Raw genomic sequence first — 21,939 nt, 5'->3', positions numbered from 1 at the left:
TACAAGAAACCCCGCTCGATGAGCGGGGTTTTTTATTGCCTGACATTCTGTGCTTCAGCACCGATTTTCTGATGGTTCAGAGGATGCCCAGGTCATCTGATCCAAATACATGGCCCGTTGTTTACCCACTTGCTTACCTTTCGACTCTTCTACTCTCTCCACCAACCCTGATCGCCCTTGGTTATGCCTCCTGCCTATGTTCACTATTGCCGTAACGGGGGAGTGACAAGACGGGCTGGATCCATAGACTGTGAGTTTCATCGGCAAGGGAGCTGTGTATGTTGGGGATCCACGATCTGGCGTTGTTTATCGTTTCTGGCCTGCTGTTGAACATGATGCCGGGGCCGGACTCCCTGCTCATCATGCTGCGCAGTGGCTCGCAAGGCTGGCGAGCGGGCTCGGTGGCCGCACTGGGCATAGGCACGGGCACCATGGTGCATGTGCTGGCGGCGGCGCTGGGGCTGTCTGCGCTGCTGAGTGCCTCTGCCGAGCTGTTCGCCGTCATCAAGCTGATGGGGGCGCTCTATCTGGTCTATCTGGGGATTTCCCTGCTCAGGCAAGGAGCAAGCTCATCCGTTGCGAGCGAGCCCGCGGTATCGCTGCCAGCGCTCTCTTATGGGCGGATCTTTCGGCAAGGCCTGCTCACCAATGTGCTCAACCCCAAGGTAGCGCTCTTCTTCCTCGCCTTTGTGCCTCAGTTCATCGCCCCCGATGCGCCGCAGAAGGCGCTGGCGTTTATCGTGCTGGGCTGCATCTTCAACCTCAACGGGATGATCTGGTGCCACCTGCTGGCCTTCTCGACCGCCTATGCGAGTCGCAAGGTGCGCCTGCCTGCCCGGCTGGGGCGCTGGCTCAATCGCCTGATGGGGGGGCTGTTCGTGGGGCTCGGCATCAAGCTGGCCGCGGAGTAAGGCGCTGTCAGGAACGTCTGCCATAGAAAAAGGCGTATCCCATCGCTGGGATACGCCCTTATCTGCACTGCAGCAGGCTGACTGGAATCAGTTCATGCCGTAGCGCTTGAGTTTCTTGCGCAGGGTGCCACGGTTGATGCCCATCATCACGGCGGCGCGAGTCTGGTTACCACGGGTGTACTGCATGATCACGTCCAGCATGGGGGCTTCGACTTCGGAGAGAACCATATCGTACAGATCAATCACTTCCTGACCGTTCAACTGGGCCAGGTAGTTACGCAGGGCCTGTTGCACAGAGTCACGCAGGGGGCGCTGGGTCGGCTCGGCAGCGTGATTGTGAGTAGTTGTTACCAATGCATCAGAAGTCAGGGTTTGTTCGAACATATTCGGTCGGCTCTTTAGTTATGCGTTAACCTAATCCATCGAAATACATTTCAAGCGCGTTCAACTGTGCGTCTGCACAATCCAGGGCATTGAAGTGCTTACGGAATTCTCGGCCCGTCTCTTCTTCATCCAGATACCAGCCCACGTGTTTACGGGCAATACGCGCTCCCAGATATGCACCGTAAAACTGGTGCAGGTTGGTAACATGCTCGTTCATCAGGGTGCGAACCTCTTCCCTGTCGGGAGGCGGCAGCTTGGTGCCCGTCTCAAGAAAATGACGGATTTCCCGGAAAATCCAGGGTCGTCCTTGCGCAGCACGGCCGATCATCACGGCGTCGACGCCGGTATAGTCGAGGACATACCGGGCCTTCTCCGGGCTGTCTATGTCGCCATTGGCGACAACAGGAATCGATACGGCCTGCTTAATCGCCCTGATAGTGTCGTACTCCGCCTCACCCTTGTAGAGGCAGGAGCGGGTACGACCATGCACGGCAAGGGCCGCGATACCGCAATCTTCGGCGATTCGGGCGATCTCCTCGCCATTGCGGTTATCCGGATCCCATCCTGTGCGGATCTTCAAGGTGACAGGTACCTCTACTGCATTCACCACGGCCTGGCAGATGGATCTGACCAGATCGGGTTGACGCAGCAGGGCGGAGCCTGCCAACTTTTTATTCACTTTTTTTGCCGGACATCCCATGTTGATGTCGACGATCTGAGCGCCCTGCTCCACGTTGTAGCGGGCAGCAAACGCCATCATCTCGGGGTCGGCTCCGGCAATCTGGACCGATCGCAGTCCGGTTTCGGCAGAGTGGCCCATTCTCATCCTGGTTTTCTGGGTATCCCAGACATCCGGGTTGGCCAGCAGCATCTCGGAAACGGCCATGCCTGCTCCCAAACGTAAACAAAGTTCACGAAATGGTCGGTCTGTTACACCGGCCATGGGGGCCACGATCAAGGGAGTTTCAAGCGTGTGGGGACCTATCTGCATTCCACGGTTACCATCGGCTTAGGGCGGCGTATATTACGCATTTTTTAGTCAGGAGAAAAGGTTAGTATTTGAGCGTCAGCCATTTTTTTCTGAAAAAAACGTCGCGCCAAGGCTTGCAAATTCAGGAGTGCTTGAAAATCAGACATATTGTCTGGGACCATGGTCAGGGTCAAATGAGTGAGGGACTCGGTGATTTGGCAGTCTCTTTCCGGCGCCTGTTTACGCTATGATAGCGAGCCTGAATCGAGCAAAGGCTCCACACAATTTTATTACAAACATAAATTGGGGATGTATGACGTCAAGGTTCATCAAATTGCTCTGCCCGGGCCTGCTGGGAGCCATGCTGGGCTCGGCGCAGGCGCAAACCGTCAGCTTCACCGAGGCCTGGAGCCGGGTCATCCAGCAGGATGACGGCCTGGCGGCGGAGCAGGCCGGGGTGGCGCGGGCAGAGCAGCTGCGCGAGGCGGCCAAGGGCATGTACCTGCCCAAGGTGGATGTGGGGGCCAGCTATACCCACCTCGATCAGCCGATGGAGCTGGACATGCTGGATCTGAACCCCATCGCCAATCACCCGGAATTCGGCAAGGTGCTGGGCCCCGTCATGCAGGCGCTCAACCTCAGCCCCAGCGACTTCGTCACTCCCCTCACCAAGCAGAACGTGGTGACCAGCTCGGTCAAGATGCTGTGGCCCCTCTTCACTGGCGGGCGCATCGATGCGGCCCAGGACATCCGCCAGGCGCAGGTGAGCGAGGCACAGCAGTTGCTGGTGCTCAAGCAGCAGTCCACCTTCGAGAGCCTCTCCCAGACTTACTTCGGCGTGGTGCTGGCGGCCCAGGTGGTGCAGACCAAGCAGGAGATCGAGCAGGGGCTGGCCCACCATCTGGATCATGCCAAAAAGCTCGAAGCCCAGGGCCAGATAGCCAAGGTCGAGCGACTCTCCGCCCAGTCGGCCTATGACAGGGCACGCATCGATACCCAGAAGGCGCGGCGCAGCCTGGAGATAGCCCAGCTGGCCCTAGGCCACATGCTCAAGCTCAAGCAGGCGGAGCCCAACACCCGGCTCTTCATCAACGAGGGGATGCCGCAGCTCACCCCCTTCGTGGAGGAGACCCTGGCGGTGCACCCCGGCCTCAAGTTGCTGGCGGCCAAGAAGGAGCAGGCCCAGGGCATGATCAAGCTGGAGAAGGGCAAATACGCCCCCGAGCTCTTCCTGTTTGGCAACTACAACCTCTATGAAGATGACTCCATCGTGTCCAAGACCACGCCGGACTGGCTGGTCGGGGTCGGGGTCAGCATGCCGCTGGTGAGCCGCGACGGCCGCTCCGAGACGGTGCAGGCGGCCAAGAGTGCCGAGCTGCAGGTCAATCTGCTGCAGGCCAAGACCCGTCAGGATCTTGAATTGCTGGTCGAGAAGACCTGGCGCGAGGCGGCGCAGGGGCTGGAGGAGTATCATGCCCTCTCCTCGACCCAGGCCCTTGCGGAGGAGAACGTGCGGCTGCGGGACAAGGCATTCGGCCAGGGACTCTCCACCTCCCTGGATGTGGTGGATGCCCAGAGCCAGCTGGCCGGGGTCAAGACCCAGCGCGCCGCCGCAGCCTACCAATACGTGGTCTCCCTGGCCCGCCTGCTGGCGCTCTCGGGGCAGATGAACAGTTTCAATCAATATCAGCATGGTCAGGCGATAGAGGTGAATTCATGACTTCGACCCAGCAGGTCCATCTGTCCATCACTGTGTCGACCGCCAAGGGTCGCCCTTTTGTCGAGGTGAATTCATGAGTCATCCCCCCATCAAGAAGAAGATGAGCCAGGGCAAGCCTTGGTTGCTGCCACTTGCCCTGGTGCTGCTGGTCATCTGGCTGGGCTGGCGTTTCTGGCTGGCCTATCAGCCGGAGCCGGTGCGCCTGCAGGGCCAGATTGAGGCGCAGCAGTACTCTGTCTCCTCCAAGGTGGCGGGGCGCATCGACGAGGTGCTGGTGAAGAAGGGAGATCAACTGGCCAAGGGTCAGCTGGCGTTCACCCTGGCGAGCCCCGAGATCGAGGCCAAGCTGAGCCAGGCCAAGGCGGGTCAGGCGGCCGCTGGTGCCATGGCGCAGGAGGCCGAGAAGGGGGCGCGGGCCCAGCAGATAGCCGCGGCCAAGGATCAGTGGCAGCAAGCCAAGGCGGCCGCCCTGCTTCGTGGCAAGACCTATGAGCGTATCGCCAGCCTGCATCGGGACGGCGTCATGCCGCTGCAAAAGCGTGACGAGGCCTGGACCGCCTGGCAGGCGGCCAAATACAGCGAAGGCATGGCCTGGCAGCAATACCAGATGACCCTGGAAGGGGCGCGGGAGGAGACCAAGGTCGCGGCGCGGGAGCAGGCCAAGATGGCGGCAGGCGGGGTGGCCGAGGTCGAGGCCTATCTGGCCGATACTCGCATCGCCAGCCCGCACGAGGGGGAAGTCGCCCAGGTGCTGCTGCGCAGCGGCGAGCTGGCGCCCCAGGGCTTCCCTGTGGTGACCCTACTCGACATGAAGGATGCCTGGGCCCAGTTCCATGTACGCGAGGATCTGCTGCCCCGTTTCCCGGTCGGCACCGAGTTTGATGCCCGCATCCCGGGCCTTGGCGATCAGACGGTGCGCTTCAAGGTGTCCCATGTGGCCGCGATGGGGGATTTCGCTACCTGGCGAGCCACAGACACCCGTCAGGGGTTCGACATGAAGAGCTTCCAGGTGGAGGCGCGCCCCTTGCAACCGGTTGAGGGGTTGCGGGTTGGCATGAGCGTGTTGGTCGAACTCTGATGGGACGCGAATGGCGGCTGCTGTGGCAAGACCCCTTCAGCCGGGCCCTGACCAGCTGGATCCCGCTGCTGCTGATCGGGCTCTTGTGCTGGATCTTCTCGGCGGGGCTGGCGCGGGATCTCAAGGTGGGTCTGGTGGATCTGGATCGCAGCACCCTCTCCCGCCAGCTCGCATTTTCGCTGGATGGCTCGGCCGGGCTCAAGATAGCGCAGCAGTTTGACACCATAGACGAAGGCGCCAGGGCGCTGCGCGGAGGGGACATCTATGCCCTGGTGGTGATCCCCAACCACCTGGAGCGGGATGCCAGGGAGGGCACCCAGCCCAGGGTGACAGTGTTCAACAACGGCCAGTTCATCCTGATCGCCAAGCTGGTCAACGCGGCCCTGGCCCAGGCGGTGGGCACCCTCAACGGTCAGGTGGGCGTGCTCTCGGCCATGGCCGACGGCAAGGCGCTGCCCGGGGCGCTGGGGCAATCCGTGCCCATAGCGAGCCAGGTGACGGCGCTCTACAACATCAACTCCAGCTACGCCCAGTTTTTGCTGAGTGCCCTGCTGCCCGCGGTGTGGCAGATCCTGGTGGTGCTCTATGGCCTCAATGCCCTGGCCCGCACCGATCGACTCGGCCTGGACTGGACCACCAGAGGGGTCTGGTTCGGCCTCTGGCGCACCCTGCTGCCCCATGTGCTCATCGGGTGGGGGTGGGGGCTGGCGTGGAGCCTGCTGCTGTTCAAGGCGCTGGGTTATCCCATGCAGGGGAGCTGGCTGGTGCTGACGTTGGGTCTGGGGCTGGCCTCGGCTGCCTGTGTCAGCATGGGAGCCTTCTTCTACGGCATCATCCGGGATCCGGCCCGGGCGCTCTCCCTGGCGGGCGCCTACACGGCGCCTGGGTTCGCCTTCATGGGGGTCACCTTCCCGGTCAGCGCCATGGGGGATGTGGCCCAGTTCTGGCGCAGCCTGCTGCCCATCTCCCACTATGTCGAACTGCAGATAGGCCAGACCAACTACGGCCAGCCGCTGACGGCGGCCCTGCCCCAGTTCGGCGCCCTGCTGCTGTTCCTGCTGCCGCTGCTGCTGGTCGTGCGGCGCTATCAACCCCAGGCCCATGCTGCCCGCCAGCTGGCCACCAAGGAGCCTGAATCATGATGGGCTTCTGGGATCTGGTGCGTCTCGAGTTGCGCACCCTGCTGGCGGACAGGGCCATCATGCTGACCTTGTTTGGCGGCGTCTTCTTCTACTCCTTCCTCTATCCGCAGCCCTATCTGCATCAGCTGCCTCGCGAAGAGGCTGTGGTGGTGGTCAACGATGACGGCAGCCAGCTCTCCCGTCAGCTGGAGTTCATGGCCGATGCGACGCCCCAGGTGAAACTGGTGGCTCGGGTCGACAGCCTGACACAGGCGCGGGAGTGGATGCTGACCGGCAAGGCGAGCGGCATACTGCACATTCCCCGTCACTTCTACCGGGATCTGATGCTGGGCAAGAGCGTTACCCTGGGTTATGCCGGCGACGCCTCTTACTTCCTGGTCTACGGCACCATAGCCGAGGGGCTGGCCCAGGCCGGAGGCACCCTGGCCGCTCAGGTCAAGGTGGCCCGGCTGCTGAGCCACGGCGAGGCGCTGCCCCAGGCGGCCATGGGCTGGAATGCGGTCGGGCTCAACGTGGTGCCGGTGTTCAACCCGTCCATGGGCTATGTGAACTACGTGGTGCCGGCGGTCTTCGTGCTGATCCTGCATCAGGTGCTGCTGATGGGCACCGGCATTCTGGGGGCGACCCAGAACCAGCGAAGCGGGCGAGGGGAGCACGGCTATTGGCAGCAGGCGCCCGTGCTGGCGTTGCTGCTGGCCCGCACCCTGGTGGTGGGGGGGCTGTTCGTGCTGCCGGTGATCTACTTCTTCGGCTTCTGCTTCGACCACTACGGCATAGCCCGCACCGCAGAGCCGGCCGCCTTGTGGCTGTTCACCCTGCCCTTCCTGCTGGCCACCACCTGGCTGGGGGTGGTGCTGGGGGCTCTGTTTACCCGGCGCGACCTGCCGACCCAGGTGGTGCTCATCTCCTCGCTGCCGCTGGTCTTCCTCGCCGGCTTCATCTGGCCGCTGGAGCTGATCCCGACCCCCCTCAACTGGCTGGCCCAGTGGGTGCCGAGCACGCCGGCCATAGAGGGATTCCTGCGCCTGAACCAGATGGAGGCCGAGTTCAGCCAGGTGTCGCGCTACTGGTGGCAACTCTGGGGGCTGGCACTGCTTCATGGCGGCCTCGCCTGCCTGCTGCTGCGCTGGCGTCAGCGGTCGCTGCCGGTTGCCAACCCGGTGGCAACCGACACGGCCGCCAGCCAGGCGAGATAACGCGGTGGCTAGAGAGTGTGAAACGGTCAGCCCAAGGGCTGACCGTTTTTGTATGCGCTGGCTTGGGTTGTGGATGGCTCAGGCGCGATGGAGCTCGGGATCGCCGATGGCGTAGATCTGCCCCAGCGCAGCCTCGTCGGCCAGCAGGCGCAGCCCATGGGCGGCCACATCGGCGCGGCGCACCAGTCCGTGTACCTCCTTGCCCTGGCTCAGCTCGGCACGACCGGTGGCCTCCCCATCCTGCAAGCCGGCCGGCCTGAGGATGGTCCAGTCGAGCGCGCTGGTCTGCAGCCAGCTCTCCGCCAGGCTCTTCAAGCGCACCTCGTGACCAAACGCCGCCCTGGCCCGCTCGGGCAGGTATTGCCAGCTGTCACCGCAGCCGAGGGAGGTCACCAGCAGCAGGCGGGTGAGCCCGGTCTGCTCCATGGCGTCGATGACGTGGCGATTGCCCTGATAATCCACTGGTTGCGGCTGACGGAAGCTACCGAGGGTGGAGACGACCCGGGCACCCGGGCCCGCTTGCGCGCAAGCCTGCTGCACGGCGGCCGGATCCAGCGCATCCCCTTCGATGGCTTCGACCCCCAGGGTGCGCAGCTCTGCGGCCATCGCCGGGTTACGGACCAGGGCCAGGACCCTGTGACCCTGGCGCAGGGCGTGTTCGGTGAAGGCGCGGCCCAGCCCGCGGCTGGCTCCGAAGATGAGTGTGGTTGGCATTGTGCTGCTCCCTGTGGCGAAAGGGTCAGCCTAAAGGGTTGGCATGGCGCTGTAAATGAGAGTTGTTTTTATTTAAGGCGGGGAAATGCGGCGAGCTCGGGCTAGTGGCCCGGGCTCGCACAGGATCAGCCGTTGTAGTGGCCTATGCTGGGGCGACGACTGGGGCCGCTCAGGTGAATATCCACCGGGTTGAACGCCTTGATCGCTTCGAAGCTGAAGTCACCTATGGCCTGATGCAGGCTCTGGGGACTGTGGTTGGTGATGATGATGACGCTCTTCGAGAGGTTGCGGCGGCGGCGCAGCAGGTGGCCGAGGAAGCTGGACTGGCTCTCCGCCATCTTGGCGCGGTTGGCCGCCACTTCGTCGATGATCAGCAGATCCACCTCTTCCAGGGCGCGGCGGTACTGGTTGCGCTCCTCCTGATCCTGGATGACGTTGAAGAAGAGTCTGTCCACGACGGAGGCCCACTGCTGGAAGATCACCGATTTCTGATGGCGCTCGATCAGCTCGTGGGCCACGGCGCCCGCCAGGGTGGACTTGCCGGTGCCGTAGTCGCCATAGATGAGCATGCAGCCACCGCCGCTCTTCTCCCAATGCTCGAAGCCGCTGATGAAGTAGCGGGCCGTCTCTATGGGGTATTGCAGCGCGGGGTCGCCGGCATCCATCTTCTCGAAGATCCAGTCCGGGTTGAGGTCGGCCTGGGCGATCAGCTTCTGGATCCGCTCCTGGCGCGCCGCCTTCTGCAGTTCGCGCACCTCGGCATTGGCCTTGGCGTCGTACTCCTTGCGCAGGGTCTCGTAGTCGTACTGGCCGCCGCCGGTCTGGGCCTGCAGGCGACGGATGCGCTCGAGCAGGCCGCCCACGTGCTGGCTCAGCTCGGGATCGTGCACGCGATGATCCTGTTTGGCCTTGGCGATCCTGCGGCGCTTGGCCTCGATCTCTTCCAGCTCCTGGCGCAGCGGGTCGTGCGGATCTGTCATGGGATACTCCTTCTGCTGGGGCTGGGGTGACAAGGGGTTAATAGTGCCTGCTGCGGGCATCCGGGATCAATCATTGTCCGGCTCCTCGGTCTGGGCCAGCCGCTTGGCGGCCTCGATCATCTCCTGCGCCCGCTTGCTCGGCCCCGAATCGACGGGGGCTGGGGTGACCTGCTGATAACCGGCCACCTCGGTCGGCTGGCGCCTTGTGTATCGCCGGCTCTTGAGGGTCCGGATGAACTTCAGCATCCACTGATGCTGGGAGTCGAACACCTCGGGGCGACCCAGCCAGTAGGCGATGAACTCCCCCAGATCCTCTTCGCTGTAGCTGGCATCGATCACCCCGCACAGGCGGGCGAGGGCGGGCAGCTCTTCGTCCGGCCGCCAGTGCAGATGCATCTGGAACGGCCGCTCCGGCAGCGGGCTGCGCACCCGCTGGCTCAGCAGGGGCAGCTGGAAGGGGCACTGATGGTAGTGCTCACTGTCCGCCTGTGCCTCGACCTGCAACAATTCGGCCTCCATCAGCTCATCGAGCAGTTCGGTGAGCTGGCGGGCATTGACCTGATAGCAGAACCCGCTGGGATTGCCCGGATCGACCACCGCCAGGGCGCGCCCGAGTTCGGGATAGTTGAGCCTGGGCAGCCGATTCTCCAGCACCAGCCGGCGCAGCTGCAGGGTATAGAGGCTGCGTGCCGGGTGGGAGAGTCTGGGATGGGCGAGGGCGCTGTATTCGGCTGGCGTCATGGTCTGCTTCACGATCTGGAGTGGGGGGCATTATCCCTCATGGCGGGGTCGCATACAATTCACTGTGCCCATGGATGGCTGCCTGATGATGCCGCGGTGCCCCTTCATCCCGTGGTGAATGGGGCGCAGCCCTCCCGTTTGGCAGGGAAGCGGCATAAATTGCTGACAAAATAATCAGTCCATTTCAAATGCTTGGATGGCTGACTGGCCATTTGAAGGGGCTACCCGGCAATATTGGGTGGCGAGATGGCGCTCCCATGATCTAGGCTTAGTGCTCAAATAACCGTTTGACTAATAAGAGCTTTGTCAAGATGTCAAAAGCCGGACTACGGATCTTGGTGGTGGAGGATGAAGCGGTTTTTCGCCACTCGCTGGTCACTTATCTCGAGCATGATGGGGCCTGTGTCTTTCAGGCCGAAGATGGAATCGAAGGGCTCTCGGCAGCCGCACTCTATCACCCCGATATCGTGTTATGCGATCTGAACATGCCCAACATGGATGGGCATGAGGTGATCGCCTGCCTCGCTGCCCGCTACCCCGAGGTGCCTGTCATCGTCATCTCGGGTCAGGACCAGATGGCCGCCATCGAGCGGGCGTTGCGGGCGGGGGCGAGCGACTTCTTCATCAAGCCGGTGGATGACTATGGCCAGATCCGGCGCAGCATAGATCAGTGCCTGACGAGCAACGCCCACCAGAGCCAGCAACTGGAGCTGATGGAGCACATCGACTTCTTCCGGGCCCACGATCTGGCGTCCAGCCGCCTGCTGGCCTGGCTGGCACCACCTGGCATGCAGGAGTGGGGGCCCTGGCAGGTGACATTCGCCGGCATGGGCAATCTGTTCATTCCCGACACCTTCAAGCTGGACGACAAGCTGCTGGTGCTGGTGATGGAGCTGCCCATCCTGGGGGTGGATGCCGCCTTCTGCGGCGCCCTGGTGCGCTCCTTGATGAACGGGCCCTATCGCCAATACCAGCAGCAGGAGAGCCAGCTGCTGACCCAGCCCCACAGGTTGCTCGACTACCTCAATCTGCAGCTGCTGGAGTCGGGTCTGCGCCACTCCTTTTCCATGGCGGCATTGCTGTTCGATCAGGAAGACGGACTGGTGTTTGCCAATGCGGGCCTCACCTCCCCCCACTGGCTGATGCGCTCGGGGGGATTGCCGCTCGGGCTGATGCGCAGCAGCCGCTATGGGTTGCACAAGCGCAGCTGGCACGAGCCCTTCGAGCTGCAGTTTCGCAGCGACAATGGCAGCGCCCTGAAGATGCAGGTTCGTCATCACTGAGGCCGGCTTTAGAGCCGAAACAAACAGGGCGCCCAATGGGCGCCCTGTTTGCGTTGTGCAGTCGGACCGATTAGACGGCGGCGGATTGCAGCTTCTTGTCGTGCTCGTCGGCCTCTTTGGCAGGGCCTTCGGCGCCGTGCATCCAGTAGACCAGGCGGTTCGCCATGGTCAGCAGGATCAGGGCGCTGATCACGGCGGCCAGGGCGATGCCACCGAAGATGGCGATCGGACCCGCTTCACCGACGAAGGAGCCGATGAAACCGGCGGCATAGTTGGCCAGAGCGACGAAGCCGAACCAGGCACCCATCATCAGGGAGGCCAGGCGCAGCGGTGCCAGCTTGGTGACCATGGAGAGGCCGATGGGGGAGAGGCAGAGCTCGCCCAGGGTGTGGAACAGGTAGGCACCGACCAGCCAGAACATGGAGGTCTTGACCGCCTGATCGCCACCTTGCTCCAGCACGGCACCGATCATGAAGAGGAAGCCGACGGCCAGGAACAGCAGACCCATGGCGAATTTCACCGGGGAGTTTGGTTCCTTGCTGCCGAGCTTGATCCAGATGGCGGCCACAATCGGGGCGAGCGTGATGATGAAGAAGGGGTTCAGGGACTGGAACCAGGCGGTCGGCACTTCGAAGCTGCCGATCATGCGGTCGGTATATTCCTGAGCGTACAGGTTCATCAGACCACCGGCCTGCTCGAAACCGGCCCAGAAGATGATAGTGAACAGACCCAGCACCAGGATGACCTTGATGCGATCCACTTCCTGCTTGGTCAGCGGGGCCTTCTGCTCCTTGGAACGCTGCTCTGCGGCGCGCTGGGCAGCCGGCACGCGGCCGATGTCGCCGAGGAAACGCTGGGCCATGGTGGCTTGCACCACCAGAGAGAGCAGCATGCCGATACCGGCGCTGACGAAGGCAGCTTGCCAGCCGTAGGCGGTGGCGGCGGCACCACAGATCACCCCTGCCAGCAGGGAGCCCAGGTTGATGCCCATGTAGAAGATGGTGAAGGCACCGTCACGACGGTGATCACCTTCCTGATACAGGTCGCCCACCATGGTGGAGATGTTCGGTTTGAACAGACCGTTACCCAGGATCAGCAAGCCAAGGCCCGCGTAGAAGACGGTGTTGACCATGTCCGGGAACATGGCGTGGGGCAGGGCCAGGGTAAACTGACCCGCGGCCATGAAGATGGCACCGATCAGGATGGCGCGGCGTTGACCGAGGAAGGTGTCGGCCAGCCAGCCCCCGATGATCGGGGTGATGTAGACCAGACCGGTATAGATGCCGTACAGCTTGAGGGCGTCGGCCTGGGTCCAGCCCATGCCGCCGTTGGCCGTCATGTCGGTCAGATAGAGGACGAGCACGGCACGCATGCCGTAGTAGGAGAATCTCTCCCAGAGTTCGGTACTAAAGAGCAAAAAGAGCCCTTTAGGGTGACCTAAAAAGGTCCCTTTGGACGGGTTATTCATTGGAACTTCCACCTGTGTCTTATATTTTTTTAGAAATTTTATGCAAGGGCTAGGAACAAGCCATATTCCTTATAAAACAAGCAGGATTGAATTACAACGAGAGCTTTTGACGATATTTTATCTATCAATGGTTGAATTTTGTTTATAAAATGAAAGGGCATCGAATGATGCCCAGTCTTTTATTCTGTATGTTGCGTGAATTTTCAGCAATTACAACTGTTTGACGAACTGCTTGAGCCAGGCGGTAAATTCGCCGTCCAGTTCGCGGTGGCGCACCGCATATTCCACGTTGGCTTTCATGTAACCCAGCTTGCTGCCGCAATCGTGGCTGCGACCCTTCATGAAGTAGGCATTGACCTGCTCCTTCTCCATCAGCATGGCGATGGCATCGGTCAGCTGGATCTCGTCGCCCGCCCCGGCGGGGGTCTTCTCCAGCAAGGGCCAGATGTTGGCGGAGAGCACATAGCGGCCGACCACGGCCAGGTTGGAGGGTGCCTCGTCGCGCGGCGGCTTCTCGACGATGGCCTGCATCGGCAGTGACATGCCGGCGCTCAGGGCCTCGCCCTTGATGTCGGCGATACCGTATTTGTCCACTTCGCTCTCGGGGACGGCTTCCACCATGATCTGGCTGATCTGGTCCGCCTCGAACATGTGTACCATCTCGGCCAGGTTGTCCTGTTTGAGATCGCTCGCCACCTCGTCGATCAGCACGTCAGGCAGCAGCACGGCGAAGGGGTTATCCCCGATCAGCGGGCGGGCGCACAGCACCGCATGGCCCAGGCCCTTGGCCTCGCCCTGGCGCACGTGCATGATGGTGACGTCTTTCGGGCAGATGTGCTGCACCTCTTCCAGCAGCTGACGCTTGACCCGCTTCTCCAGGGTCGCCTCCAGCTCGAAGCTCTTGTCGAAATGGTTCTCGATGGAGTTCTTGCTGGAGTGGGTCACCAGGATGATCTCCTTGATGCCGGCGGCGATGGCCTCGCGCACCACATACTGGATCAGCGGCTTGTCGACCACCGGCAGCATCTCTTTGGGGATGGCCTTGGTGGCGGGCAGCATGCGGGTACCCAGACCGGCAACGGGGAGGACGGCCTTGCGAACAACGAGGGGTGTCTTTTTCATGGAATGAGTCCGAGGATACTAAGTGCGCTCATGATACCCGAAGAAAAATAGGGCAGCCACAGGCTGCCCTCAGGATGACAGGGATTCAAACCGGTTACTTGACGATAATCATGTCCCGGTTCGCATCCAGGGTGGCGGGCCCTATGCCGCTCACCTCCGCCAGCTGATCCACAGTAGTGAACTTGCCCTGCTTCTCGCGGTAATCGACGATGGCTTGCGCCTTCTTCTCGCCAACGCCCTTCAGCGCTGCGAGTTCATCGGCACTGGCGGTATTGAGGTTGATCTTGCCGGCCTCCTTGGCGCTGGTGGCCACGGTGGCCGGCTTGGCAGCCGGCTTGTCGGCGGCCAGCAGAGGCTGGCTCAACAGGGGCAGACAGCCCAGCAGCAGGGCGGCGATCAGAGTCTTTCGGTTCATGGCTTCATGTCCTTATGTTGCGTTAATCGCACATTTATCATTAGTCGTATTGCGCCACTTTTTGTCTGTCAGAACTAGCAAGGAATAACTCAGGCAAATCGGCTATAAGCTGGATACCTCCTCCTCAGTTACACTGGCTAACCATTTGAGCGAGATGTCTTTTCCATGTTCTTACCCGCCATTTCCGCACTGGAGCCCATCGCCCGCGCCGCCGGTGACGCCATCCTGGCCATCTACCGTCAGCCCTTCGCGGTGGAGTACAAGCAGGACGAGAGTCCGCTCACCGCCGCCGATCAGGGAGCGCACGAGGTGATAGTGCAGGCGTTGGCCCGCTTGACGCCGGATATTCCCGTGCTGTCGGAAGAGTCGGACGCCGAGACGATGCAGGCACGGCGCGGCTGGTCCCGCTACTGGCTGGTGGATCCGCTGGATGGCACCAAGGAGTTTGTCTCCCGCAACGGCGAGTTCACCGTGAACATTGCGTTGATCGAGGAGGGCAGGCCGGTCTGGGGACTGGTCTATGCCCCTGTGCTGGACAAGCTCTGGTATGGCGGCAAGGGGGTCGGGGCCTGGCGTGTTGCCGATGGCCAGCATGAAGTCATTCAGACCCGCCCCCATAAGGAGGGGGAAGCATGGCGGGTAGTGGGCAGTCGCAACCACCTGTCGCAGGCCACCCTCGACTATCTGGCACCGTTTGGCGAGATAGAGCTGGTCTCCATGGGCAGCTCACTCAAGTTCTGCATCATCGCCGAAGGGGGCGCCGAGCTCTATCCGCGCCTCGCCCCTACCTGCGAGTGGGACACGGCGGCGGCGCAGGCGGTGCTGGAAGGAGCGGGTGGGTCCGTGACCCAGCTCGATGGCTCAGCGCTTGCCTACAACAAGCCGGATATCCTCAACCCCTGGTTTGTGGCGCGGGCCTGATTGCCGCTGCCAGGGCGTGCAGATGTAAAAAGGCCGGACAGTGTCCGGCCTTTTGCATTCTCGCGCTCAACATGATGCGAACCGGGCCCGGTTCAGAACACCTTCTTGAACGGCTTGATGGTCACCCTGGCATAGACGCCAGCCGCCACATAAGGGTCGGCATCGGCCCAGGCCTTGGCGTCGGCCTGGCTGGAGAATTCGGCGATGACTGTGCTGCCGGTGAAGCCCGCATCGGCCGGGTCCTCGGCATCTATGGCCGGATTGGGGCCGGCCGTCAGCAGGCGCCCCTCATCTTGCAGCGCCTGCAGACGGGCGAGGTGGGCAGGGCGAGCCAGCTTGCGCTGGGGCAGGCTGCCGGCGACATCTTCGGAGTAGATGAGATACCACATGAGAGGGTCCTTTTCTGATTGCGGTTATTTTTTCTGTTCTGCTTTTTGCTCGGCCGGCATGTGGCGATAGAGGTAGACGCCGCTCAGCAGGGTGAACACCAGCGTCATGCCCAGCAGGCCGAAGACCTTGAAGTTGACCCACATCTCCTGGGAGAGGTTGAAGGCCACGTAGAGGTTGAGCAGGCCGCAGAGGGCGAAGAAGCCGACCCAGCCGAGGTTGACCTTGTCCCAGACGCGGTCGGGGGCTTGCAGCTCCTTGGCCAGCATCTGCTTGATGAGATTCTTGCCAAAGCCGTAGCGGCTGATGAGCAGGGCCAGGGCAAAGAGTGCATTGATGACGGTCACCTTCCACTTGATGAAGGTGTCGTCGTGGAAGAAGACGGTGAGGCCGCCGAAGAAACCGACCAGCAGGAAGGTAAACAGCTGCATCTTTTCGACCTTGCGATACCGCACCCAGCTGTAGAGCAGCTGGAGACCGGTGACGACCACCAGGGCGCCGGTGGCGGTGTAGATGTCGTAGAACTTGTAGACCGCGAAGAAGACGATCAGGGGAATGAATTCAATAAACTGCTTCATGCTGGGCTCTAACCTCAAAATTTCACTCAGTGTACCTGCCCGTTAGGCAACGGCAAATGAATAAGACCGTTCATTTAGTATGCAGTTCCCCGCTGCGGGGTCGCCACCCTAAGGATGGCACTTGCTGTCCTATGCCACAGATCCCGGTTGTTCTGCCTGGTCGAACAGCTGGCTGGCAACGAGGCTGCCGAGCCGCAGCTGGTCATCCAGCAAGTTACGGATATGGTGCTCCTCGATGAGGGGATTGAGCAGGACGGCGCGCAGCAGGGTGAGCGGCTGTGCGCCGTAGCGGCTCACCGCCCGCTGGGTGCGGGAGACGAAGCTGTGCCCCTCGGCGCGCTGGGCCTTTTGCAACGCCACGTTGAAGGCGTTGATCTGCTCGTTGGCCGCCTCGTCCAGGGCCTTGCCCTGCAGGTGGGGCGGAATGCAGCGATAGGAGAGCAGGTTCATCACGGGGGCCGACATCAGCTCGAAGGCGGGGTGGGCATCGATGAGCTCAGCCATCCGCCGCGCCCTGTCGTAATTGGCGTCGATAAGCTGGGCATAGCCCTGCTGGCCCAACAATTGGAAGGCGGCATCCAGATAGAGCGCGTTGGCGGGGCGGGTGCCCTCCAGGGTGAAGCGGCCCTGATCGAAGGAGCTGGCGCGAATGGCGTAGGGAGCCTCCCGCTTCACCGTCATCATCAGGTCCGGTTGGCGGCAGAGCAGCATGCCGGTACCGAGCGGCACCAGCAGCTGCTTGTGGCCGTCCAGGGTCACGGTATCGGCCTGCGCTATGCCATCCAGCAAGCCCTGATAGCGGGGGGAAAACAGGGTAGGGCCGCCCCAGGCGGCATCCACGTGAAAGTGGATCTGCTCGCGCCTGGCGATGGCGGCGAGCTCGGGCAGGGGATCGATGGAGCCGAAGTCCGTGCTGCCAGCGACCCCCACCAGGGCCAGTACCTTGAGCTTTTGCTCCCGGCATCGAACCAGCGCCTCCTCGAGGGCCTCGAGGCAGAGCCGGTTGTCGGCATCCGTCTCGAGACGCCAGACGCGGCAAGCCCCCAGCCCCAGCAGATCCATCCCCTTGTCGAAGGAGTAGTGCATCAGCCTGGACCCCAGGATCACGGCGCCACGGTAGCCCTGCTCGTAGAGGGAAAACAGATCGTCGCCACAGGCCCGGTTGCGGGCCAGCCAGAGGGCGGTGACGTTGGCTATGGTGCCACCGCTGGTCATGACCCCGAGGGCGGCATCCTTGGCATGCATCTGAGCCGCGTAAAAGCCGTCGTCCTCCCGATAGACGAGGCGGTGCAGCTTGGCCAGCACCTCCCGCTCCAGGAAGCTGAGCAGGCGGGAGGACTCCATCTTCATCGGATTCTGGTTGAGCATCACCAGCAGCCGGGAGAGCTCGGCGGTGAAGGCCGGCAGGGGCGCCGTCATGTGTCCCATGTAGTGGGGCGAGGTGAGATGGGAGGCGCCGGGTACTAGGGCGGCGAGACGCGTGAGGTACTCTGTCGTGCTTATGCCGCTGGCGGGCATGGACGACTGATCGAGCTGATGGACGAAACTGTCGCGCTGATAGGGGGCCTGACTGTCATCCGAGTGATGGAAGGTCTCCAGCAGGGCCGTCATGGCCTGGCCGAAGTCAGGATCCGGTTGTGTAAACAGTTCAGTCAGCTTCATCAGGTTCTCCAGACCAGCCTGTCGGGCAGAAAGTACCGGGCGCGCGCCGTGCCGGACAGACACGGCCATCTGCGCGGGTGGCGTCGGCCGCAGAGCATACACCAAAGGGGCGGGGGGAACAGCCACCTCCTGACGGCGGGACTCCCCATGAGCTGACCCCTTTTTATTTTGAGCTAACACTTGTAGCCTGAAACGTCGGCCGCTAGAGTGGATCGGGTTTTGGCTGGAGGTGGTGATGACGGATGTGACGGGGTATTCCCCACGGGAAGAGTGGGCCAATCGTCTCAGCCACGGGCTGGGGTTGCTGCTGGGGATCATCGGCCTGATCCTGCTGCTGCACAAGGGCTGGGATCAGGGTCCCCAGGCATTGCTGAGCTACGGCCTCTACGGCACCAGCCTGGTGCTGCTCTATCTCGCCTCGACCCTCTACCACAGCATGGGATCGGCGGTGGCCAGACGCCGGTGCAAGCTGCTTGACCACTGCGCCATCTATCTGCTGATCGCCGGTACCTACACCCCCTTCCTGCTGGTGGCGCTCGATACCCCGCTGGCGCAGGGCTTGATGGTGGTGATCTGGGGGCTGGCCCTGGCCGGGGTGGTATTCAAGCTCCTGTTCATCAACCGCTTCAAGCGCCTGTCACTGTTCACCTATCTGATGCTGGGCTGGCTGTCCCTGGTGGTCGTCTATCAGCTCTATCTCCATCTGGATGGCACCGGGCTCCTGCTGCTGGGGCTTGGCGGGCTTATCTACAGCCTGGGCACCCTCTTCTACATGGCCAGGCAGATCCCCTACAACCACGCCATCTGGCATCTGTTCGTGCTGGGCGGGAGCCTCTGTCACTTTGTGGCCATCTATGGCTATGTCGCCTGATTAACCCTTAATTGGTATTTTTGCGCCCATGAAAGCCTGAATTCGTGCGGCACCCCACAGTTGCCCCCTTCGTTTGCTGACAAGCTAGGGTCAGTTCAGCTTGGAAAGGATGCAAAAATGAGTGAGATCGCGCTTTCCATCAGCATGTTGTCGCTGGTGGCGGTGCTGGGACTCTGGCTGGGAAACTGGCGAGTCTATGGCGTTGGTTTGGGGATTGGCGGTGTGCTGTTCGGCGGCATCATAGTGGGGCATTTTGCCGGGCTCTCCGGCCTGAAGCTGGATGAGCAAACACTTCATTTCATTCAAGAATTTGGTCTGATCCTGTTCGTCTACACCATAGGCATCCAGGTCGGGCCCGGCTTCTTCTCTTCCCTGCGCAGCTCGGGGCTCAAGCTCAATGGCTTCGCCGCCCTGCTGGTGCTGCTCGGCTGCGTGGTGGCCGCGGCGCTGCACCAGCTGTTCGACGTGCCGCTGCCGGTGATCCTAGGGGTCTTCTCCGGCGCCGTGACCAACACCCCTTCGCTGGGGGCGGGTCAGCAGATCCTGGCGGAGCTTGGGGCGGATCCGGGCTCCACCGGCCTGATGGGGATGGGCTATGCGGTGGCCTACCCGTTCGGGATCTGCGGGATCCTGCTCACCATGTGGCTCATTCGCATGTTCTTTCACGTCAAGATCGACGAAGAAGCCGCCGCGTTCGAGCAACAGGCGGGCAAAACTAAGGAGAGCCTGCAGACCATCAATATCGCGGTGCGCAACCCCAACATGCATGGCCTGATGCTCCGCGAGATCCCGAGCCTGGACGAGGCCGATGTCATCTGCTCCCGCCTCAAGCGCGGTGACGAACTGATGGTGCCCAAGCCCGACTCGCGCATCGAGCTCGGCGATCTGCTGCACCTGGTGGGAGAGCGCCACGCCCTGCACAAGGTGCTGCTGGTACTCGGAGAGGAGGTGGATACCTCACTCTCCACTCGGGGAACGGATCTGCGGGTCGAGCGGGTGGTGGTCACCAACGAGCAGGTGCTCGGCAAACGGATCCGGGATCTCGACATCAAGCAGAAATACGATGTGGTCATCTCGCGCCTGAACCGGGCCGGCATCGAGCTGGTCCCGACCAGTCAGACCAGCCTGCAGTTTGGCGACATCCTGAACCTGGTGGGGCGGCTAGATGCCATCGAGGCCGTAACCAGCGTGGTCGGCAACGTCCAGCAGAAACTACAGCAGGTGCAGATGCTGCCGGTCTTCATCGGCATTGGATTGGGGGTATTGCTCGGCTCCATTCCCTTCTACCTGCCGGGCTTCCCGGCGGCCCTCAAACTGGGTCTGGCGGGCGGCCCCCTGGTGGTGGCCCTCATCCTGTCGCGCATCGGCAGCATCGGCAAGCTCTACTGGTTCATGCCGCCGAGCGCCAACCTGGCGCTGCGGGAGATAGGCATAGTGCTGTTCCTGGCGGTGGTGGGGTTCAAGTCAGGGGCCGGCTTCATCGACACCCTGATCAACGGGGATGGTCCTGCCTGGATGATGTATGGCGTGGCCATCACCCTGATCCCGCTGCTGGTGGTCGGGGTGTTGGCGCGCCACTATGGCAAGGTCAATTACCTCACCCTGTGCGGTCTGCTGGCCGGCTCCATGACGGATCCTCCCGCCCTGGCCTTCGCCAACGGCATGCACCCCACCAGTGGCGCCAGCGCCCTGTCATACGCGACCGTCTACCCCCTGGTGATGTTCCTGCGGATCATCTCTCCCCAACTGCTGGCCATCCTGCTCTGGGCCGGGGCCTGAGTCGACATGAAATGGGAGCCAATAAGGCTCCCATCTTGATGCTGCCATTTTTGATGATATTGATTTAACTAATTTTATTACCCTTCAAACACCCTTCGTTTTCGGCGCGAATCCAAGCCTCATTTCGGTCTGTTCGTTCGATTTTTCTCACTGGTATCTGGTCGGACTAACGGGCACATTGGAGGCTGGAAATCTATGCCCATTGATATTTCAGGAGAAACCATGAGCAGCAAGAGCATCGTACTGGATCAGGATGTCGTCGTTACCCAATTGCAAGGCAAAGTCTATCTGGTTGCCGCTGACGGGAGCCAGACGCTTCTTTCTGAAGGCGATGTGCTGCCCAAGGATGCCGTATTGCTCGCTCCTGAGGGGGCCAGCTTCCAGGGGGGCGAGACCACCTTCACCCTGAGCCCGAGCAACACTCCCGACTCTGAAGAGCCCCAGCTGGCACGGCAGGGGCAGGGGAATGTACCTGACGACATCGCCGCCCTGCAGCAGGCGATTCTGGCGGGGACTGACCCGACCCAGGCATTTGAAGCGTCGGCGGCGGGCGGGGCACCCGCTGCGGGCAACGTGGGCGGCGTTGCGGGTGCCAGCGGCAACGGCGGCTTCATCACCATCGACAGAACCGGTGATGCCACCATCTCCACCGCCGGCTTTGATTCCGCCAATTCGGATGATCCCGCTCCGCTGGCCGAAGCGCAGGATGACGAGGATGAACTCCTCGATCTCACCGCACCCACCATCACGGTATCCGCGCCGGACAACATCAACGACAGCACTCCGACCCTCACCGGGACCACGGACGCCGCTCCCGGCAGCACTGTGACCCTGGTGGTGACCGACGCCAACGGCAACCAGCAGACCCTGATCACCACTGTCAATCCGGATGGCAGCTTCAGCGTGGATGTGGAGATTCCTTTGCCGGACGGCGGCTATGACGTGACCGCCAGCGTGACCGATCCCGCCGGCAATACCGGCACCGCCACCGACGATGGCAGCGTGGACAGCACAGCGCCTTCTGTCACTGTGACTGCGCCGGACAACACCAACGACAGCACCCCGACCATCACGGGCACCACAAATGCCACCCCTGGCAGCACTGTGACCCTGGTGGTGACCGATGCCAATGGCAACCAGCAGACGCTGACGGCCACAGTTCAACCGGATGGGTCTTACAGCTCTGATGTGGTCACCCCCCTGCCGGATGGCGGTTATGAGGTGACTGCCAGCGTGACCGATCCGGCCGGTAATACGGGCACTGCCGCCGATGATGGCAGCGTGGACACCAACGCCAACATCACGGTGAGCCTGGATGACGTGAACGCGGCCAATGTGGCCGACGCGCCCATCAGCGGCACCTCCGATGTCGGCCCGGGTCGCACCGTGACCCTGGTGATCACCGATGCCAAGGGTGACAGCGTGACCGTCGACGCGATCACCGATGCCGACGGCAACTACCGCACCACCGCAGACCTGAGCGGGTTGGCGGATGGCAACCTGACCGTGGTGGCCAGCGTCACCGACGCGGCGGGCAACCCGGCCAGCGCCACCGACGACACCAGCCTGCTGGACACTACGGCGCCGGTAGATCTCGCCATCGCGCTGGATGCCAGC

Annotated in this window: 21 protein-coding genes; 10 read left to right on the top strand and 11 right to left on the bottom strand. The window is 62.2% G+C overall.

The window, feature by feature from the left end; genetic code table 11:
- Window positions 1-278: 278 nt before the first annotated feature.
- Window positions 279-911, top strand: a complete 633-nt coding sequence (locus tag ACWPWQ_RS21095; protein WP_454010677.1) for a LysE family translocator — start codon at window positions 279-281, stop codon at window positions 909-911.
- Window positions 912-998: 87 nt separating this feature from the next.
- On the opposite strand, the gene fis is transcribed toward ACWPWQ_RS21095, so the two are convergent.
- Both fis and dusB read right to left on the bottom strand, forming a co-directional pair.
- Window positions 999-1,295, bottom strand: coding sequence for a DNA-binding transcriptional regulator Fis (gene fis / locus ACWPWQ_RS21090; protein WP_005309538.1), 297 nt, complete (start codon window positions 1,293-1,295; stop codon window positions 999-1,001).
- A 25-nt stretch (window positions 1,296-1,320) separates the two neighbouring features.
- Entirely contained in the window at window positions 1,321-2,286 is a 966-nt protein-coding gene (dusB, locus tag ACWPWQ_RS21085; RefSeq protein WP_111911924.1) for a tRNA dihydrouridine synthase DusB, read from the bottom strand.
- 292 nt (window positions 2,287-2,578) lie between these two features.
- Between dusB and ACWPWQ_RS21080 the strand changes: the two genes are divergently transcribed.
- From ACWPWQ_RS21080 to ACWPWQ_RS21065, 4 genes are all read left to right on the top strand, one after another.
- Complete coding sequence (locus tag ACWPWQ_RS21080) at window positions 2,579-3,985, top strand: TolC family protein (protein WP_162519328.1); 1,407 nt, start codon at window positions 2,579-2,581, stop codon at window positions 3,983-3,985.
- A 73-nt stretch (window positions 3,986-4,058) separates the two neighbouring features.
- The gene (locus ACWPWQ_RS21075; protein ID WP_202046660.1) at window positions 4,059-5,063 is read left to right on the top strand and encodes an HlyD family secretion protein; all 1,005 of its coding nucleotides are present in this window, start codon (window positions 4,059-4,061) and stop codon (window positions 5,061-5,063) included.
- The gene (locus ACWPWQ_RS21070; protein ID WP_454010676.1) at window positions 5,063-6,205 is read left to right on the top strand and encodes an ABC transporter permease; all 1,143 of its coding nucleotides are present in this window, start codon (window positions 5,063-5,065) and stop codon (window positions 6,203-6,205) included. The genes ACWPWQ_RS21075 and ACWPWQ_RS21070 overlap by 1 nt, the downstream gene beginning before the upstream one ends.
- Window positions 6,202-7,401 carry an ABC transporter permease gene (locus tag ACWPWQ_RS21065; protein ID WP_454010675.1) on the top strand — a complete coding sequence of 400 codons (1,200 nt, stop codon included), beginning with the start codon at window positions 6,202-6,204 and terminating at the stop codon, window positions 7,399-7,401. The genes ACWPWQ_RS21070 and ACWPWQ_RS21065 overlap by 4 nt, the downstream gene beginning before the upstream one ends.
- 78 nt (window positions 7,402-7,479) lie before the next feature.
- On the opposite strand, the gene ACWPWQ_RS21060 is transcribed toward ACWPWQ_RS21065, so the two are convergent.
- The 3 genes from ACWPWQ_RS21060 to ACWPWQ_RS21050 all read right to left on the bottom strand — a co-directional run bounded on the left by ACWPWQ_RS21060 (window position 7,480) and on the right by ACWPWQ_RS21050 (window position 9,836).
- On the bottom strand, window positions 7,480-8,115 hold the full coding sequence (locus ACWPWQ_RS21060) for an SDR family oxidoreductase (RefSeq protein ID WP_454010674.1): 636 nt from the start codon (window positions 8,113-8,115) through the stop codon (window positions 7,480-7,482).
- A gap of 125 nt (window positions 8,116-8,240) precedes the next feature.
- Window positions 8,241-9,095: a DnaA ATPase domain-containing protein gene (locus ACWPWQ_RS21055; protein ID WP_139439628.1), complete on the bottom strand. Its 855-nt coding sequence runs from the start codon at window positions 9,093-9,095 to the stop codon at window positions 8,241-8,243.
- A gap of 66 nt (window positions 9,096-9,161) precedes the next feature.
- Window positions 9,162-9,836 carry a DnaT-like ssDNA-binding domain-containing protein gene (locus ACWPWQ_RS21050; protein WP_139439629.1) on the bottom strand — a complete coding sequence of 225 codons (675 nt, stop codon included), beginning with the start codon at window positions 9,834-9,836 and terminating at the stop codon, window positions 9,162-9,164.
- 311 nt (window positions 9,837-10,147) lie between these two features.
- Between ACWPWQ_RS21050 and ACWPWQ_RS21045 the strand changes: the two genes are divergently transcribed.
- Window positions 10,148-11,119 (top strand): response regulator, encoded by a 972-nt coding sequence (locus ACWPWQ_RS21045; protein WP_234570412.1) that lies wholly within the window; start codon window positions 10,148-10,150, stop codon window positions 11,117-11,119.
- Window positions 11,120-11,189: 70 nt separating this feature from the next.
- On the opposite strand, the gene ACWPWQ_RS21040 is transcribed toward ACWPWQ_RS21045, so the two are convergent.
- The 3 genes from ACWPWQ_RS21040 to ACWPWQ_RS21030 all read right to left on the bottom strand — a co-directional run bounded on the left by ACWPWQ_RS21040 (window position 11,190) and on the right by ACWPWQ_RS21030 (window position 14,124).
- On the bottom strand, window positions 11,190-12,587 hold the full coding sequence (locus ACWPWQ_RS21040; RefSeq protein ID WP_202046654.1) for a peptide MFS transporter: 1,398 nt from the start codon (window positions 12,585-12,587) through the stop codon (window positions 11,190-11,192).
- A 210-nt stretch (window positions 12,588-12,797) separates the two neighbouring features.
- On the bottom strand, window positions 12,798-13,709 hold the full coding sequence (gene galU / locus ACWPWQ_RS21035; RefSeq protein WP_041205077.1) for a UTP--glucose-1-phosphate uridylyltransferase GalU: 912 nt from the start codon (window positions 13,707-13,709) through the stop codon (window positions 12,798-12,800).
- A gap of 94 nt (window positions 13,710-13,803) precedes the next feature.
- A complete protein-coding gene (locus ACWPWQ_RS21030) occupies window positions 13,804-14,124 on the bottom strand; it encodes a ComEA family DNA-binding protein (RefSeq protein WP_139439633.1) in 321 nt (106 codons plus the stop codon).
- Between the two features lie 165 nt (window positions 14,125-14,289).
- Between ACWPWQ_RS21030 and cysQ the strand changes: the two genes are divergently transcribed.
- Window positions 14,290-15,045 carry a 3'(2'),5'-bisphosphate nucleotidase CysQ gene (gene cysQ, locus ACWPWQ_RS21025; RefSeq protein ID WP_454010673.1) on the top strand — a complete coding sequence of 252 codons (756 nt, stop codon included), beginning with the start codon at window positions 14,290-14,292 and terminating at the stop codon, window positions 15,043-15,045.
- A 92-nt stretch (window positions 15,046-15,137) separates the two neighbouring features.
- Here cysQ and ACWPWQ_RS21020 read toward each other — a convergent pair whose 3' ends face one another.
- From ACWPWQ_RS21020 to ACWPWQ_RS21010, 3 genes are all read right to left on the bottom strand, one after another.
- Window positions 15,138-15,434, bottom strand: a complete 297-nt coding sequence (locus ACWPWQ_RS21020) for a YciI family protein (protein ID WP_139439635.1) — start codon at window positions 15,432-15,434, stop codon at window positions 15,138-15,140.
- A gap of 24 nt (window positions 15,435-15,458) precedes the next feature.
- Window positions 15,459-16,010, bottom strand: a complete 552-nt coding sequence (locus ACWPWQ_RS21015) for a septation protein A (protein WP_247625609.1) — start codon at window positions 16,008-16,010, stop codon at window positions 15,459-15,461.
- Between the two features lie 129 nt (window positions 16,011-16,139).
- Window positions 16,140-17,672 (bottom strand): aminotransferase class V-fold PLP-dependent enzyme, encoded by a 1,533-nt coding sequence (locus tag ACWPWQ_RS21010; protein WP_454010672.1) that lies wholly within the window; start codon window positions 17,670-17,672, stop codon window positions 16,140-16,142.
- A gap of 235 nt (window positions 17,673-17,907) precedes the next feature.
- Here ACWPWQ_RS21010 and trhA point away from each other — a divergent pair, with 235 nt between their 5' ends.
- The 3 genes from trhA to ACWPWQ_RS20995 form a co-directional block, all read left to right on the top strand.
- Window positions 17,908-18,543: a PAQR family membrane homeostasis protein TrhA gene (trhA, locus tag ACWPWQ_RS21005; RefSeq protein WP_342059973.1), complete on the top strand. Its 636-nt coding sequence runs from the start codon at window positions 17,908-17,910 to the stop codon at window positions 18,541-18,543.
- A 117-nt stretch (window positions 18,544-18,660) separates the two neighbouring features.
- Window positions 18,661-20,322 (top strand): putative transporter, encoded by a 1,662-nt coding sequence (locus ACWPWQ_RS21000; RefSeq protein WP_139439639.1) that lies wholly within the window; start codon window positions 18,661-18,663, stop codon window positions 20,320-20,322.
- 222 nt (window positions 20,323-20,544) lie between these two features.
- Window positions 20,545-21,939 (top strand): retention module-containing protein (locus tag ACWPWQ_RS20995; protein WP_454010671.1); only part of this gene is annotated, 1,395 nt, incomplete at its 3' end.

It is taken from the genome of Aeromonas sp. Marseille-Q7275 (assembly GCF_965119515.1).
The sequence above is the reverse complement of the archived record's forward strand: the minus strand, read 5'-3'. Positions and strand labels throughout refer to the sequence as shown.

What these genes read in the sequence shown, in the direction of transcription:
- ACWPWQ_RS21095 (WP_454010677.1), top strand. Translation starts at nt 279, where the DNA reads ATGTTGGGGATCCACGATCTGGCGTTGTTTATCGTTTCTGGCCTGCTG.
- ACWPWQ_RS21080 (WP_162519328.1), top strand. Translation starts at nt 2,579, where the DNA reads ATGACGTCAAGGTTCATCAAATTGCTCTGCCCGGGCCTGCTGGGAGCC.
- ACWPWQ_RS21015 (WP_247625609.1), bottom strand. Translation starts at nt 16,010, where the DNA reads ATGAAGCAGTTTATTGAATTCATTCCCCTGATCGTCTTCTTCGCGGTC.
- ACWPWQ_RS21040 (WP_202046654.1), bottom strand. Translation starts at nt 12,587, where the DNA reads ATGAATAACCCGTCCAAAGGGACCTTTTTAGGTCACCCTAAAGGGCTC.
- ACWPWQ_RS21075 (WP_202046660.1), top strand. Translation starts at nt 4,059, where the DNA reads ATGAGTCATCCCCCCATCAAGAAGAAGATGAGCCAGGGCAAGCCTTGG.
- ACWPWQ_RS21010 (WP_454010672.1), bottom strand. Translation starts at nt 17,672, where the DNA reads ATGAAGCTGACTGAACTGTTTACACAACCGGATCCTGACTTCGGCCAG.
- ACWPWQ_RS21030 (WP_139439633.1), bottom strand. Translation starts at nt 14,124, where the DNA reads ATGAACCGAAAGACTCTGATCGCCGCCCTGCTGCTGGGCTGTCTGCCC.
- ACWPWQ_RS21050 (WP_139439629.1), bottom strand. Translation starts at nt 9,836, where the DNA reads ATGACGCCAGCCGAATACAGCGCCCTCGCCCATCCCAGACTCTCCCAC.
- ACWPWQ_RS21000 (WP_139439639.1), top strand. Translation starts at nt 18,661, where the DNA reads ATGAGTGAGATCGCGCTTTCCATCAGCATGTTGTCGCTGGTGGCGGTG.
- ACWPWQ_RS21070 (WP_454010676.1), top strand. Translation starts at nt 5,063, where the DNA reads ATGGGACGCGAATGGCGGCTGCTGTGGCAAGACCCCTTCAGCCGGGCC.
- galU (WP_041205077.1), bottom strand. Translation starts at nt 13,709, where the DNA reads ATGAAAAAGACACCCCTCGTTGTTCGCAAGGCCGTCCTCCCCGTTGCC.
- ACWPWQ_RS21055 (WP_139439628.1), bottom strand. Translation starts at nt 9,095, where the DNA reads ATGACAGATCCGCACGACCCGCTGCGCCAGGAGCTGGAAGAGATCGAG.
- ACWPWQ_RS21065 (WP_454010675.1), top strand. Translation starts at nt 6,202, where the DNA reads ATGATGGGCTTCTGGGATCTGGTGCGTCTCGAGTTGCGCACCCTGCTG.
- dusB (WP_111911924.1), bottom strand. Translation starts at nt 2,286, where the DNA reads ATGCAGATAGGTCCCCACACGCTTGAAACTCCCTTGATCGTGGCCCCC.
- trhA (WP_342059973.1), top strand. Translation starts at nt 17,908, where the DNA reads ATGACGGATGTGACGGGGTATTCCCCACGGGAAGAGTGGGCCAATCGT.
- ACWPWQ_RS21045 (WP_234570412.1), top strand. Translation starts at nt 10,148, where the DNA reads ATGTCAAAAGCCGGACTACGGATCTTGGTGGTGGAGGATGAAGCGGTT.
- cysQ (WP_454010673.1), top strand. Translation starts at nt 14,290, where the DNA reads ATGTTCTTACCCGCCATTTCCGCACTGGAGCCCATCGCCCGCGCCGCC.
- ACWPWQ_RS21020 (WP_139439635.1), bottom strand. Translation starts at nt 15,434, where the DNA reads ATGTGGTATCTCATCTACTCCGAAGATGTCGCCGGCAGCCTGCCCCAG.
- ACWPWQ_RS21060 (WP_454010674.1), bottom strand. Translation starts at nt 8,115, where the DNA reads ATGCCAACCACACTCATCTTCGGAGCCAGCCGCGGGCTGGGCCGCGCC.
- fis (WP_005309538.1), bottom strand. Translation starts at nt 1,295, where the DNA reads ATGTTCGAACAAACCCTGACTTCTGATGCATTGGTAACAACTACTCAC.